At 43.2% G+C, this 15988-nt stretch carries 7 protein-coding genes; all 7 read right to left on the reverse strand.

Annotated features, from left to right (window positions below; genetic code table 11):
- Positions 1-18 precede the first annotated feature (18 nt).
- From ACO08K_RS04675 to vgrG, 7 genes are read right to left on the reverse strand one after another with little or no spacing between them, the layout of a single operon-like run.
- The gene (locus ACO08K_RS04675) at positions 19-6807 is read right to left on the reverse strand and encodes a hypothetical protein (RefSeq protein ID WP_421795239.1); all 6789 of its coding nucleotides are present in this window, start codon (positions 6805-6807) and stop codon (positions 19-21) included.
- Between the two features lie 20 nt (positions 6808-6827).
- Positions 6828-8414 (reverse strand): tail fiber domain-containing protein, encoded by a 1587-nt coding sequence (locus ACO08K_RS04680; RefSeq protein ID WP_421795240.1) that lies wholly within the window; start codon positions 8412-8414, stop codon positions 6828-6830.
- 11 nt (positions 8415-8425) lie between these two features.
- Positions 8426-11986 (reverse strand): baseplate J/gp47 family protein, encoded by a 3561-nt coding sequence (locus ACO08K_RS04685; RefSeq protein ID WP_421795241.1) that lies wholly within the window; start codon positions 11984-11986, stop codon positions 8426-8428.
- Positions 11987-12003: 17 nt separating this feature from the next.
- Positions 12004-12399, reverse strand: a complete 396-nt coding sequence (locus tag ACO08K_RS04690; protein WP_421795242.1) for a GPW/gp25 family protein — start codon at positions 12397-12399, stop codon at positions 12004-12006.
- Between the two features lie 39 nt (positions 12400-12438).
- Entirely contained in the window at positions 12439-12732 is a 294-nt protein-coding gene (locus ACO08K_RS04695; protein ID WP_421795243.1) for a PAAR domain-containing protein, read from the reverse strand.
- 27 nt (positions 12733-12759) lie between these two features.
- Positions 12760-14205: a DUF6851 domain-containing protein gene (locus ACO08K_RS04700; protein ID WP_421795244.1), complete on the reverse strand. Its 1446-nt coding sequence runs from the start codon at positions 14203-14205 to the stop codon at positions 12760-12762.
- A 3-nt stretch (positions 14206-14208) separates the two neighbouring features.
- Positions 14209-15975 carry a type VI secretion system tip protein VgrG gene (gene vgrG / locus ACO08K_RS04705; RefSeq protein ID WP_421795245.1) on the reverse strand — a complete coding sequence of 589 codons (1767 nt, stop codon included), beginning with the start codon at positions 15973-15975 and terminating at the stop codon, positions 14209-14211.
- Between the last annotated feature and the right edge of the window lie 13 nt (positions 15976-15988).

Below are 15988 nucleotides of genomic sequence, written 5' to 3' on the forward strand. Positions count from 1 at the left end.
AAACTTGGATTGGAAAGTTTACAATAAAGTAATTTCGTCAATGAAGGCATCAGCGTCATCCAATACCTTGGTGTAGGTGCTTTTTATTTTCTCTATGGCTCGGATAAGTTTGGATTTTCCTTCTTCAAAATTACCATTGGCCAATTGGATCAACCATTGCTTGTATCTGTATTCAAATTCAAACATTTCTCGCGGGTTCACCCAATTCACCGCAAGTTTGCAATGTGCTGGCAACTCACGGCGGAGGGTATTTTCGAAGAAATCACGGAAACGGGAATTGCGGAAACGTTTTGCCCAAAAAGGCAATACAACCGTGACCTGGGCTGAATAGGGATCTCCTCCCGGGAGGTATTTCTCAATACATGGGCGAAAAGCCTCCAGATCTTGATCTTCTGAAATATCCCATAAAGCTGTGAGTTCAGGTGGCAGTTTCAAAAGCTCATTTTCATCCTTTTCAGGCTTCAAAAAAGGCCGAAGCAGAATGTTTTCTACGACGTGAAAACCTTCTGAATCCAGCAGTTTCAACATCCGTTTTGCGCCATCTTCTGCTGAATGCCGGCTTGGGAATCGACCTGGATATTGGGCAATTGTCCTTTTATTGTCTACCAGTTCAAAGCTGAAATCATTACAATCTTCACCTTGAGTATCCAATAAGGCGAACCCTGATTTTATTTGCTCAGTTTCAAAAAGCAGCCCAAAGCATTTGTCTTTATACTTTAAGGCTTCATCTTCAGTTTTAAAATGCTTAAAACTTTCCCAGATATAAGCCCCGGTTACCTCATCGATTGCCTGATTGGAAACTTGCCAGTATCGACTGTAAATCCTGAGAACAAAATATGGTGCTGTTTCTTTTCGGGTTGGGCGTACCCATTTAACAGGGTATTCATGGGAAAATAAAATGCTCTCTTTTTGTTTACTTGAGGCTTCCTCGAAACTAAATAATGAGGAGTCGTTTTCGTAAGCAATTGCTACGGTAATACCATCTTCATTGTGCAATTCAAGTTGGTACTGATCTTTTTCTTTATCAATGGGGGTGATGTGGTAAAATTCCGGGTATTCCACCCATGGAGTCATTTGTTCAAACCAGATCTGACATTTAGATTTGCCATCATGGGTTAAGGGACTTCGCCAATTGAAAGTCTGCCCTTCAAAAGTAAAGGTGCAATAACCTGGAATGGTAACGGTTACTTTGTACTCTTCATCCTTTTTTTTGATGATCCTCTCTTCTATACTGTCATTAAACTGTTTGGATATAAGTTTGCTTATCTGTGGTGTGTTTCCACACGCATACAAACGCATCAGTTCCTTCTTTTTTTCAGCTCGTATGTTGGCATTGCGGTATTGGTAGGGGTGAAAAGCCAGGTGGTAGCCGTCATTTACAACTTTATAGGTATATTGACAGGCATTGTCTACAGGAGCGACGACCACTCCATCTGGTTTAAAAACCTGGTTCAATAAGTCATTCTCCACCCCAATTTCCCAAACTTTTATTTCATGCCGTACCGATTTGAAGCAACCTGGGTTCTCCCCTTCGGTTAAAGATTCATAGGAGACAGAATCGAGCATTACCTCTCCCAGGTCCAAAGCAAAAGGCCTGGTCCTGCGGCAAATATTAGCCGGGACTTCCAAAAGGCGCAGCATCTCCATAAAAGCGTTGCGCGCTTCAATGATGGTACTGTAAGCATTTACCCCAATCCATTCGTATTCCTCGCTGGAAACATTGTATAGTCGAACTCCTATTTTACCTGAATTGTCAATAAAAAATGGATAACGTTTTGCACAATTGTTGATTTCCTTTATTGCTTTGTTTGCTTCAAGCTGAGTATTGTACCGCTTTAGCAAATGGAATTTTGGGGTTAATGCTACTTTTCGGTAATCGAAAACCTGGATTTCATAACGCTTTGGGCCATTTCCTACTTTTTGTACGACGAAAGCATTGCAATCAGCCAACAATGCTACATAGGAAACCCGTAATTGGTCGCTTAATGCTGCTTTGATTTCTTCCTCATCACTAAATACTTCGTTGCTCCGCAAAGTGAAGCAAGATGCTCCGCATGCCAGGCTCAATTGAAAATAATAAGGTTGAAGAACCTGTTTTGGTGAACATTTATCTTTACTGGGCATAATGCGGGGCGTCACTTCCTGTACCATTTCAGGAGCCAGCAAATCAGGGAATTTTTTATCCGCGCATTGCCAATATTGCCAAAAGGCAAGATGGGCAGCATTCCGTGAGGCAGCGTCCAAAAAGGTGGTGTAAAAACGAGCAATTACATAATTTTCGTCACGCAATCGGAAACGGGTAAAATGGGGTGCTATATCATTTTCTGATTTGGGATTGGGGTAGTCAGGCTGAAAAGAGGGTAAAAGGGACATGAGACTATCTGCCTCCAAATCAGGAGCACAGCTCAGGTTCGGATTGTTTGGACCAAAAAAGGCATCCGGTTCACCACGGATTATTTCGGGCTCACAACAATGAATAACTTTTTCATCTTTTTGAGGAGAGCCTGTTACTTTCTTTTTACCTGGAGCCACTTCAGGGGCACAAGCCACCTTATTGTCATTTATTTTAAAAATTAGTTGTTTAGGTAAGCTCCCTTTAATTGATTCTTTGGCACTTTTTGCTTGTTCAGGATTTGGAAAGGGACTCGTTTCAGCAATTTCTTTCCCATTTAAGGGCTCAATTAATACAATTTTAGATGATTCAATTTTCAGAATTTGGTCTTGATTCTGAGCGTCATTGAACTGCTGCAATACCCCGGTTCCTGCGGTGATCGCCAACTCAGCAGTTTCAAAAACCTGATCGCTAGTGCTGTAAAAGTAATTCAAACTGCCTGCACAATCCCAAAACGGAATAAGATACCCATAAGCATCAGCAATTGTTTCTGGATGTGATTTAAGGTAAGGCGGTAAAATCCAGACCGGGAGTTTTTCAAATTCTTCATCAGCTTCAGCAATTATCCTTTCTTCTGATGACAACAACAGGCGGTAATTATCAGATGGTCCTTCGAGCACACTTAGCCCTCCTTTCTTCATTTCCTGGAGCTGAATGTACAAAGCCTGATAGGCCTGAATTTCATCCTGATAATCATTTTTCCCGCGTAGGTGGTAGGTTTTATCCTCTTCCCCATTTAGGGTAATACTGGTAAAATATCGACCCTCAGTGAATAAAAAAGTGCTCATTTGGGCGATATCCGCTTCAATTTCGGCCCTGATCTTTTTACAATATTCCTCTCGGTTCCCTTCAGGAAACGGAATCAAAGAAAGGGCTTCAAAAGTTTCTTCATCAAAGACTGGTACTTCTTGTTTAGGGTCTCCAACCGGAATTTCGCGCTTAAAAATAAAGGGAATCCGAACCCTCCCATTGGGCATGGGAAGATAGTTTTCGATTTTCTGGGCCGCTTTCAAGAAAGCTTCAAAAGCAATTGCAGCTTCAGTGCGGGTATTAAAAAACACATTGCTTCTAAACAATGGATCTGAACTTTCCTTTGAAAACCAGAGGAATCGATAACCAGCCTTTTTTTCGGGCTGAATAGCACGCTCCAGATAAGTGGGAATTTCCAAAGCTTGCTGAAGCAGTTTTAATGCAACTGAAGCTTCCCCTTCAGAAGCAAAGTGTTTAGGTGAACGGGCTATTTCAAGCCAATTTTCCGGTTTATCTGCAGGAAGAAAAAGCCTAGCCTTTGCATCAATTTTTCCAAGTGACAAGTAGTATCCCAGCTGCTCGGAGCAAGGTAAAATGCGCCAACCGTTTACCTGACGGCTTAAAAGCAGTGCTTGCCATACCCTTTCAAAGGCACCAGCCTGATCATCAATTTTATGGCGTCTACTGCTCTGGAACAAAGTTTCTCCTTGCTGATCACGCACAGCCCATTCGATGAAACCATCAGAATAATTGACAGAGAACTCAGGCCAAGAGTTTTTTAAATCGGCTATAAAGGATGATTTGAATTGGTTTTTGAGCTCTGGAGTTTCAAAAAAACGGGTAGCTTCGGCAATTTTGACACCATTTTCATCTTTCAGGTAAAAAGAAAAGTCGTATTCCTGCCCCTGACTACGGCCATCTATTATTTCTCCAAAGTTGTCGTTCAAGGCGTGTTGAACTGCCTTATAAAAACCCAACATTGCTGAAGAGGTATTGATAAACCAGTCTGAGCTTTTCAACACTATTTCATCTGCCAGGTTTTTCAATACAAAACGGAAGCGCTGATCGGTTTTTTGGGCTGTTACAATCTGCCCTTCAAAGAATTTTTGCCAATAATTGATGGTTTCTTCCCTTTCTTCGGCATTCGTTATAAAGGGAAGATAGCTAATCTGGGTACAATTGTCTGCGGTTTTTAAGGTAAAACTATAAAGCCCTTGCTCTTCGCAATCATGCCGATAAATCGTTCCGGTGCGGAATGCTTCGGCTAAAGTTTCATCCTTAACCTGAGGAGAATGACTTTCAAAGATGGGGAGATCTTTAATCTTCCATTGATAGTACGAACTTGTTTGCTCTCCAACCAGTTTAAGATGGCTGAGCGTACGACGGCTCCAATTGTCAAGCCCCATAAAACCAGCTACCCGTTGCTCAAAACCCGAAACATTTTCGGTATCCCATACTTTGGGCTTGGTATAATCAAAACCCTTGCCCCGATTCCGGGCAGTTTCATCATAGCGGGATAAAAAACGTGCCTTGTCTGCTAATATTTCGGGCATGGCTTTTTGAGCACCTTCCAATGCAAAGGACAACAAAGTATACTCAGTGAATTGCTCACCGAAGCGGGCCAGCAAATGATTAAGAAATTTATCCCTCCGTTGGTTAAAAATTTCCGGTGACTCTGTTATCCGGCTCAAATAATCAGCATAAGCAATAGGTTTGTATACCAAATGGCCAATGTAACCTTCAAGGGTTTCCTCGTAGCTATAACTTTCCTCAAGAAAGGCCAGGTAACGCAGCAGGTTTGCAGCGTTTTCTGCATCATTACGTGTTTTGTAAAACAGCTCGCTGATGAGTACGGCCCCCTGTCCGACAAGCTTGAATAAGAAGTAAAAAAGTTTGTTTTCGGGCAGGTTTTCTCCCCCTTCTTCATTCCATCTATCATAAATTTCTAACTGAATCAAATTTTGTTCAAAAGCCTGACGGAATAAATTCTCTGTATTTTTCAACAGGGGTTTGGTGTTAAATTCACCAAGGTAATCCTCATACCGCAGCTTACCTGTTTTAATAAAAGGGAAAAAACGAGCAAATACCCGGCCATGAAAAAGTGAATAACTTTCGGTTTGTTGTTGATCATAGTCCTCTCCTCTAAGGATCAATCCGGCATCGGGCATGTTTTCAACGAGGGTGTTGAAATAGGTGTTGCGGGGCAATTCTTTTGGCCTGAGTGCAAAAAGTTGTCTCACATTAGCCAATTGGGAAAGGTAATTGGCCAACAACTGATCAAAAAAAGCAAGGTAGGCCTTCAATTGCAAGGATTGCCGTTTCCTGATCTCCTTAGCCTGGCGGTCTTTTTCGGGAAGTTTATCACTAATGATTGGAAGTTCGTTCTCATTGATGCCGTAAACGGCCGGGAACTCCCGCTGAATGGATGTATATTCTGCAAAGTCATAGTGTTTACCCTGAGGAATAAAATCACCCAGTTCATAAGGATCACGAAGTACCTTGTTGTAATTGGCTAATCTTTGATTGAGTTTTCTTTTTGCTGCACTAGAATCGTACCGAATGGGGAGTTGCCCTTTGCTGTACAGGATTTCGCATTTCTCTAGCAGGAGCCTTGGGCTTTTAAGCTGATCCAAAGTCAAATTCCAGCTTGCTCCATTGGGCATGGAATCACTAAAAAAGGTGAGCCGTCGGATCCCACGTACTCCTTTTCTAGGTAACTGAGAGATGATCAGCTGATAAACGTCGGATAAATTGAGTTCTTTTTTCGCGCTAAGGGTTTCCAGTACATTGGATTCCAAAAAACCATGGCTATATACTTGCTCGTTTGTACCCTTTACAAGGGGGCGACCCTCAAAAAGTTGATCAATGTCATACCCCTTTTCAAGCATCTCCTGTAAAGTGTGGAAATGCGGTGAAGGGGTCAACATTTGTTGAACCATATCAAAAATATTCAGGAAAACGTCTTCCGGGTCAACCTCTGGTCGGAGGTCAATTTCCATACAAAACCAAACATTCTCTTTAGGGATAATTGAAATATTGAGAAAATCTTCACAGAGGTTTCGGTGGGCATGTAAACGCTCTCGGGCAGTAGCCATCACCATTTCGGGTGAAAGACTTTTTCCAAAACTATCGGAGTCTGCCAAAAATGGCTCCAAATCAAGATATACATTATAAAGGCCGGAAATATGAAGATTCACTGGATTTTCAAACTTACCTTCAGATCCATAATCCAGATTTTTTAAATTTTTGTTACGATACAGTTTGACTTCCTGATTCGAAGCTTTTTCCAACCAGGCATTGCGAACACCGGGAATGTCCAACAAGAGGCGCGCATAATCTTTAAGGGTGAGTGGGTTTCCTGAGAGTATTTCGGCAGGTGTCCAAAAGTTGTCATCTATTTTGGGTGAAGCCAGCAGGTCCGCAGGTTTTCGAGCAAATATAGCAGAGGTATCAAATTGGTTGCGATAACCCAGATCCATAAGTGCAAAGCACAATACTTCCAGCATGGTAATGCCTGGATCATGGGTGTTGTGGTCGGTCCAAAGATTACCTGACAGCAGACCAAGGTGTTCCAGTCCTCGTTGACGAAGATACTCGAAGTCAAGCCATTCCGGGAAGGCGTTGCTATCTTGAGTTATGTACTGAGCCTGTGACTGCAGGGGCATTTTGCTTAAGGTTTAAAGGGTCAGGATTGTTTTTTCTGGCCGAGTTCCAGCTTTTTTATGCGGTCTTCCAATGTGCCGATATAGGAAATTTGCTCCTGTAGTACCTTGACCAATACAGGCACCAGTGCTTCATAGGAGACGGCATTGTCGAGAACAACTTCGGGAAATAGATTTTCCACTTCTTCTGCTTTAAGGCCAAAATTCCATTTGCCTTCATCGTCTCCAAAAACCTTGTCCCGCCACTTGAATCGCAAGGGTTTCAAATCACAAAAACTCCTGGTGACATCTCCAATTTCTGCACAGTTTTGTGGATCAATTTTTGCGTCTTCTGCGATGGTGTAATGGCCGTAGTTTCGGTCGAAACCATTTACATCTAACAAAAATGGACCAGTATACCTTACACCTACGCTTAAAAGGCCGCTGGGATGAAGTTGCATCAAGGTTTGCCCTTCAGTCAATTCTCCAACTGTTTTTTCAGTCGATGGAGTTTTTGCATTGGTCTTAAAAGCAAAACCATTTTTACTGTCGGTTTTTAATATGGCTTCGTCCATATTGGTACCTAGAGCAAAGGCATTGTTGTAGGCGGACTCTGTAGCCCGATGATTGATCAGGTTGAGTGTTGGGAGGGTGTTGTTGAACCCAATTTTGATGTGGCCATCGCGATCATCTTCAGAAGCAATGTGTAGGTCTGCACTAGGGTTTTCCGTAGCGATACCCAGTTTTCCTTCGGGAGAAATACACACAAAAGTTGTTTCTACATCGTTCAGGTCCCCTTTGAATAAAAGCCCCTTTTCACTCCAGGTGAATACCTCGGCAGCTTCAGGGCTTGCTGAAATTTTAAGCAATGCCCCTTCTTCTTTTTGGATTTTCAAAGAAGGCTTTCCGTTGTTTTCCCCACCGTCCACCTTTATTGAGCCAGCTTTTTCCAATTTGACTTCCAAATGAGCTTCAGCTTTTGAAGTACCAATTCCCACTCTGGGTTGGGCTGTATTGGTAGCATCCGCACTGATTATTAAGGCGTCTTGATTGATTTCATCAGGAAGAATTTTTTGTATCTGAAAGCCTTCTGGGGAATTGGTTTCCAATTCTACAGCCGAGGTAGTTACCCGCAATACCAGGTTATTCTTTTTGCAGTCGGGGTCTTCATTAACAATTGTTAGTTCAGGCTCGGGAAGCTCAGGTTGTAATTTTATCGTACCTGTTTCTTTTTTTGCTACTTCCAAGCTTGCCTGTGGATTGGTTGTACCAATGCCTACCTTTTGCACATTTGTATTGGCATAAAGCAGGATTTTTGTTTTTTCATCGGAAAATATCCAATCCTCGTCTTTTGCAGTTTCCTGAAATTCATTCCAATTAGCCTGATCATCTTTTGGGTTTGTATTGGAACAAAAAGGTATAGTTGCCTTGGCATTCAATTGGTAAAAAGCTTTATTATGGATTACAATGGCCTCAGCATAATAAACCGCAGTAGATCGCCAAACTCCGTAAAACTTATCTTCAGCTAAGTTTAAAACACTAGAAATCAGCGAATAATAATCAGCACCTGTAGGTACAGTATTGTTACTGGGATTGAATCTGGATTTAAGGGCAGAACGTGTTATTGACATAATTGTAAAAATTAGAAGGTTCTGATGGAAATATCTCCAGCTGTCAGTACGGAACGAGCAGTAAGGGACGCTACACGGTATTCGTCAGGTTTTGAACCGTTAACTTGCTTACCAATCATCTGAAAATTCTGGACAAAATCGACGTATTCACGGCTATCACAAAAGTCGATCAGACTGGAGCGATAGACTTCTCCTCCAAACTGAATTTCGGCAGGCTCATCAGCCCGCCAGGGCGAGAGAAAGGTTTTGATCTCTTCTTCCAGTACTTTTTTATAGTAGGCATCGTCTTTTCCTGGTCGGAACTTTACCTCAAAGTTCACATTAATGGTTTCGTACCTTGGGTTGAGTACCTGAAGGCATACAAAGGGCGATATTCGATCCTTCAAAAATCGCTGAATATCACCCAATAGATTCTGGCTTGCCTTTGGTTTTTCACGTTGTGATAGAGGTAAGTTTCTGACATTCGGAATTACTACTAGGGTAACTTTGCCATTGAGGAATTCAAAGTCATATTTCATTCCTGGGAGACCCAATGTATGCGTCAGGCATTTTACTTTATATATCTGTGGGAAAGCCTCTAGAACTAGGTATTCGTAATCCCAAATGTTCACTGCACGGCCTTTGTGGCGCAGTCGTTCGGCAATGCGGCGGTAGAAATTTTCCGGCCTTTCTGGCGCTTTTCCTCCGAATGTAGCGTAGGGTTGTTCAATTTTGGCAATATTGGCGGTATCAACCACTATTTTTTTCAGACTTCCATCCGGCAAGGCTTGATTTAATCTGTCCAGGTCGTTGTTAGGCTCTGGGGTAAAAACGGTCTTAACAGCTTGAATATGAAGCCCCAGCAACCGATCAAATGCCGCGCTGTGGGTCATTGCCCTTGCCCGCAACCAGGTGTGGCCTTCTGGTAGAACGCTGAAACCCGCTCGAGCAGCTTCCGGTGGTAGTTCAAAACGAATGATACCTGCCTGAGCCAAACCCTCTGTATCGTCACTAAAATCGATGTCTTTTTGTAACACCCTCCAGGAGTTGTCAGCTTTAAGTACCGACCATTCCAAGGCGGGTAATTTGAGATCAGAATTGCCTGTGTATTCATTGACCTGGAAAAGCAGAGCTACATTCCCTTGAATTGGAGCGTTTTTTAATCCCAAATACAAGTGACCTTCATCCTTTATGAAAGGCAATAAGGTACTCGTTACTGTGGAAGGTATATCACTTTTAGTCGAATTGGCCTTATCCGCTATTTTAACGGTTTCAGTACTGTCATCAAAGGGCAGAAGTTGAATGATTTTATGTATAGATTGATTGGCATGGTATTCCAAAGAAAAACCAAGGACTGTAGGGTTGTGAGGAACCCCCGGGAATGGAACAGAGTAATTGACCGCGTTTAATGGAACTGAAAGGGATTCTCCAGTTTCAAACCCTCCTCCATCAGTTTTTTTATACCAGGCCAAAGGTTCGACAGTGATCGAATTAGAGCCTAATTTTCTTGCCGCTTCTGCTTGTCTGGCAAGAATTAACGGAAAATGATTGTGTACAAACGGGTCCCCATCAATTTTAATCCCAATAGAGTCACCCTTAATAAAGGTAAGAGGGTTAGCAAGCAATTGAAGTGTATTTGACTGAGCATTATCATTGCCAGAAAAAAGGAGTTGCCCAGTTTTCAAAGCTGGCATTTTTTCTTCAAGTGCAGCATTAACCATCCAATAATCAAGATCAACCGTGGTACGATCGAAATCAGTTGGTCCACTGTACGCTCGATAAACTTCTACTAACTGGTCACGGGTTGAACCAGCATCAAACGTCAATCTTAAATTGAGCAGAGAAACTGATTTATTTTCCAGGTCAGGGTGTTGTACATAAAAGCGATGTTGTGCCCGGGTCCCGAATGGCTGAAAGACTTTGGTTACATTAATAGGGCCTTCGTCATTACTCAAGATAACTTTTTTAGAAAGCCCGGTGACTTCGGTAAGTAGACTGATTTTACTAAGCGTGTTTGATTTTAATTTACCATAAAAATTACTGTATCCAGGCGCATCCAGGTTTATTTGGGTTCTTAACAACGGATATTCACTACCATAGGGATTGAGTTTGACCTCTTTAAGCGGTGCGATAGAATCCTTATCCGGTCCAACGGTAAATTTGATTTCTACCAAAGTTTTTGAACCCTGAGGAGTAGGGATAGCACTATCTATGCTTAAGGCCAGCCAATTTTTCTCAGTCGTAATTTCACAACTTAAGAAGTCTTTGAAGTCCTTTTCGCTTGGCAGATTAGCAGCATCTGTATCAAAAACCAGTTGAAGTTTTATTATTCTATTGCCCTCCGTCATTTGCAATACGGGCCCACCCAAAACAAAACCCATCCGTCCTTTATCCCCATGTTCATTACCAAAAGGTGAAAAATCCTTGGTCAGATTTTTCTTCAAAAAAGGAATGTTTAATTGGATTTGCTTGGCAGGTGCCACTTCTGGTGGGCATATATCGTTTAAAGGACCAGGCGGCATTGGGAAAAACAAGGTTCGTATGTCTGCAACTGAAGCTTGATTAAGAACCGTTTCTTCGGTAGCAGAAAAGACAATTTCAGCCTTGTTGAGGTCCTTTCCATCCTTAAAACTAGTTCCCTGCTCAATTTTATAAGTATCTACATGCTTGGCAAGCTGAAGACTGAGATGGGCAGCATCTGGTACTGCTTCCTGCTCGGTGAGTTGCAAAACCTGGCGGTAAAAGAATTGAAGGTGACGTTCAGTTAGTGCATTAAAATCACCCTGAACGATGCGAAATATTCTTAAGAATGCCAGCATCAAACCAATATGAGGCTGGTGTTCAGCATCCGTGGCAATAAGGCTTTCCCAGTCAGGATCGGAATTTCCATAGGCATCCCTAATGGCAATCCTGGATTTATACAACACTTCAGCGATACTATCTAAGCGCGGTAAAACATGTGGAAGAATCGTTTCTCGATTACCAATTTTTCCGTTCAAAAGCGGATCCAGATAGCTCCAATCGTCGTTCTCAAACTGCCAAACTTCCTGGCGCGCATTGATGTTAAAAAAAATACTACTTTGCGGGTTTACTTTAACCCCAAAGCGCTGATAAAGCGTATTGTAAATTCCAACAAAGGTCTCTAAAACGAAATGCAGGTTAGTAACACTGAGGTTACGAACGGTACGGCTCACCTCGGTGGAATCATGTTGTAGAATTTGATGCCAGTTTTGATGCTGAAAAAAGGCATTAAACAAATAAGAAAGTAATAGTTCAAGCGCATCCCCACCTCCCTGATCAGCACGATTTCGGTATTCCTGATAACCTGCCCACCACTTTTCAGGTTGCTCCTGATAAATTTCAGCCAGTTTAAAAGGAACACTTTTATCAAAAAAAACCATCCAATCCCGCACTCGGCCGTCTAAATTCCAATGCAACAAAACCCTGGACAGCCTCAGCCAGAAGTATAACAAATCAGGCACCTGACGACCATCAACAGGCGCAGTTTCCGGAGCTTGAGCCGGAACTTCTCGCTGAGACTGGCTATTGCCGTCGCGCTGAAGTGGATGATCGATGCCAAAGTTTACGCGCATGCTTGGAGTTTGATTTTTTAAGCGTTTCTTTCCAGGTAAAAATCGTATACAAAGTTGTTGCGGCTATTGGTGTTCCGAATGAAATAATCAATGATGATGAGCAATTTGCCCTCCAATTGTTCGTCGGATGAAATTTGAATATTATCGACCCTTATGCGTGGCTCATGTAAAACCAGAGCTTTGTATACCAGATCACGCATGTAAGCCAAAAAGCCACTATTCATGGGTTCAAACTGAAATACCTTGAGGTTGCAGCCAAAATCTGGGCGCATGACCCGCTCACCCAAAGCTGTGGAAAGTAAGATTCCTATGCTTTGCTGGATGTCTTCCTGGGCTTCCACCAGTTGTATCCCCCCTATTTCAGCATCGAAACTAGGGGGGAAAGCCCAACCTCTTCCAAGAAAATCACCCATAAAAAAATGTTTATCAATGATAAATAAATTAAAAATCTATCATCCTCCAATTATCACCGTTGGAACTCCAACCGCGATAGTACCACCATGAGCAGTGGAATCACCCATACGAGCTGCTGGCTTCCCACCGAATAGCACTGTTCCTGATCCTTTGATGATGCTATCTGGGGGGCCTGTACAAACACACATATCTCCTAGTACTGCAGCTGGTTGTCCACCTATCAAAACGTTAGGGGCGCCTGGTCCGATAATGGGGCCCCCTACATGGGGAACAGGTCCGGGATTGCTAAGCGGGCAGACATGCATACTTCCAATGGTTGCTGCTGGTGGCATAAGGTTTTCAATTTGAGCTGAAATAATTTAACAATATTCAGGCATTTCCTGATAAGTTCCATTGCAGTACTCCAGTACTCTTTCCCAGACCAATTTGGCGATTTGAGTACCAAGTTTTTGACCTTGCAGGTTCCCATCCATAAAATGAATCCCTCCAATTACCCGGGAGATACCTGCTTGTTCCACAGCGTTGCAAAAATATTCCCAATGGAGTTTCATATCCTGAGCAGGAGTTACCCCTGGCTCTATTTTTGAGCTCCCGGCAGGAATATGCACAGTGTGGCCAAAATAGTCTCTTTCAGTAAAGCGATTCAGAATAGTGCCACCAGCAGCACTGAAGGTGCTATGCCCTGATACATATTCCGCAAAGGGAGGGGTAGGTAGAAAGGGTAACCATGTTTCAGCAGGTTTACAAACTTTCCCTTGAAATGGTCCACCCCAAAAATAAAATTCACGACCTTCAAGAAGGGTGTGAATGGCCGTAATTGGCCGGCAGTAATCCCTCGTTACTTTGAGATACCAACAAGCAATACTGGCGTCCAACATGGCCATTCCCAAAGCAAAAAAGAGTTTTACATCTTGGTTCAAATCATGACAGTCGCGGTGAGAAACAGCCCTGGCCATTAGACACCACATACCAGGTGGGGTCTCTGTACCACCACCACCAGCCCAGAATTCCGCAATGGTTTTTGTCTCATCATTCAGATTGGCACTGTAATCAAGTACCAAATGGCATTGTTTTTCAAAAGCAATTGCGGCATTCTTTTCTTCCTGAGTAAGTTGTTCCAGGTCATCATCACTCGAAAGAGGTAGAGGGCGAGGATATTGTATCGGCTTTTTAATGCCTGACAAGTCGCGTTTGGGATTAAATACAAAAGGTTTGACCCAACCCCAGTGGGGGTAAAGAAACTGCTGTGCTTCATTACTTTTGGGATCGCGCAGAGCTTGCCAGTGGTTAATGTTCTTCACGGGAGCAAACTGAGGCTCATTAACAGGAATGTAATCCTTATTCAGGTCTTCATATTTACCCTGTTGATTGGATCCATCCTGATGGTAATACTCCAAAATGTCTCTTGCAGCAGTATTTCCAATCATGCCTGGATTTAAGTCAACATCATTGGGTGGAGTAGTATCATCATAATAGTTTGGGTAGTCAGGGTCAAAACCATACTCTTGCATGATTCCTTTAAATGTGGGGCTTTGCTGCGGAAACAAATCTACCAACACACGGAAAGCTCCATAACTCAGTGCTTTTTCCCGATTGAAATCGTTTCGCATAGCCAATGGTGCACGTCGCATTCGTTCGGTACGCACCGGGAGTGCGACTGCATCAAAATGGGCCCAGGCATCGTACATGGCATTATGGAGCATAGCAATGGCGCGTGCCACTGCCGGTGGTTTGGCTGCCGAGGTCCTGACTGCTGAGAGCAGCGCAGTATTCCATCTAAGAACGATATTGTCTTTTTGAACCATTGCTTAGTTAATTTTAACCAGGTTGCCCTGGATTTTAGCAACTCCGGAGGATTCCAGGGATGCACTCGCTTGCCCATTGAGGCCCAAAGCGGTGTTGGCCTTAATGTTTGTATTCATCCCTTCGATACTCATATCCTGAGTTGCCTTTTGTTCAATTTTTCCTTGAGCATTGATTTTGATGTCCTTGGGGCTACTCATCTCAATGCCATCCGTACCCATCTTAATTTTATTGTTGTTTTGGTCTTTAAGGGTAATGCTTTGGTCGTCCTCGTCAATCACGATACTATTCCCACCTGGTGTTTCGATGGTTATGATTTTTTTTTCATCATCAAATTGAAGTTTCATTTTACTGCGGGTGTACAAACCCTTGATGTGGTTGTCGTCGGATGCGGTGATAGGTGCCGGTTTTGCCTGGCTGTTCAGTTGCCCTAAAACGACTGCTTCCCGGGGGTCTCCATTGATAAAACCTACCACCACCTCATCTCCAATTTCGGGCCTGAAAAAAGAGCCACGTTCATTACCAGCATCCAAACAGGCCACCCTTGACCAAATCCCACGGGCGTCATTGTCTAGGGTAGGCAACTTGACCAGAATGCGGTGATCTCCATTTGGGTCATTTTCCAACTGCACAACAATTCCAATTTGAAGTCCCGTCACACCATTGTGTAGGCCACCAGACGGGAAATCTCCGACCTCGGCGCGAGCTGCAGCCCAGGTTGGCTCCATACCAAATTGAGCATGGGTGAACCAGCTCCCTCCTGAAAAATCATGTCGAATTGCAGAAACAAATGCCCGGCCCTGAAATCGACTACCCACTCCCTCCAGGCCCAACCAATTTCCTGGTTTAAGGCCAGGAAAACCAGTAAATTTTGCCCTTCCGCGTATTTTAGCCATTCGGCTTTTGAGCATGGCTGCTTTGGCCCAGGCTTCAGTTTCGGAAGAGGATAACTGACCGCTGTGCCTTAACTCAAAAAATTCTGGAGCTGCCGCAATTGCAAGTGCTTGGGGAGAAAAATTGCCTTGCAGGTCATCAAAATCTACATCTGTAGTTTCGGCAGTTTCCAATTCCTGACGAGTATAATTCCAAGAGCTTGCTTTTACTGCTTGCCAGGTGTTGCGAGCATCCATTTCTGCTTCAAATTCGAGGATAGTGGCCCCGAATCGAATGCTGAGTGCCGCCGCCTCTGTAACAGGAGCTTTAATGTTTACAACACCATCATCGGCTATTACCAATTTTCCGTTAGCTTCAGCCCGCATACATAAAAAATCCCAATCGTTGGTATGGTGTTGAACCAGTTCATCATGGGTTTCATTGGTATCCTCAATATCTCCAGCCAATGATCCCAGCAGTTCACCCATTACATCACTATCCTTGGTCTGGGTAAAGTATTTATTTTTTCGCCCCAGACTAAGTCGAACTACTTCGTCTTTGCACTCAATAGTGAGGAAAGACTGGGCATTTTCCCGGATTTTGATCGAATGGCAAATCAAGATCCCTTTAAAAAGTGTAGTTTTATTGCCATCATACCCGCCTTTTATTTCTATACTTTTACCTGGCGTAAACAAGTCACCATCCGAAACCTCAAAAGTTTCTGCAGCAGTGCTTCCATCTCGAATTACTAAAGTAGCGCTGGGAATTCGGTTGACCTGCTTATGAATACTAATGGAAAGTACCTGAATCACCTCAGGGATTCGGTTGCCATCAATCAGTATTTCGGTCGAAACGACGCCCGCTACTGCATTAGAGGGTATGACTTGGGGATCCGGCATTTGATCTTTCCAA

The organism is Haliscomenobacter sp. (assembly GCF_965225875.1).
GTDB lineage: Bacteria > Bacteroidota > Bacteroidia > Chitinophagales > Saprospiraceae > Haliscomenobacter.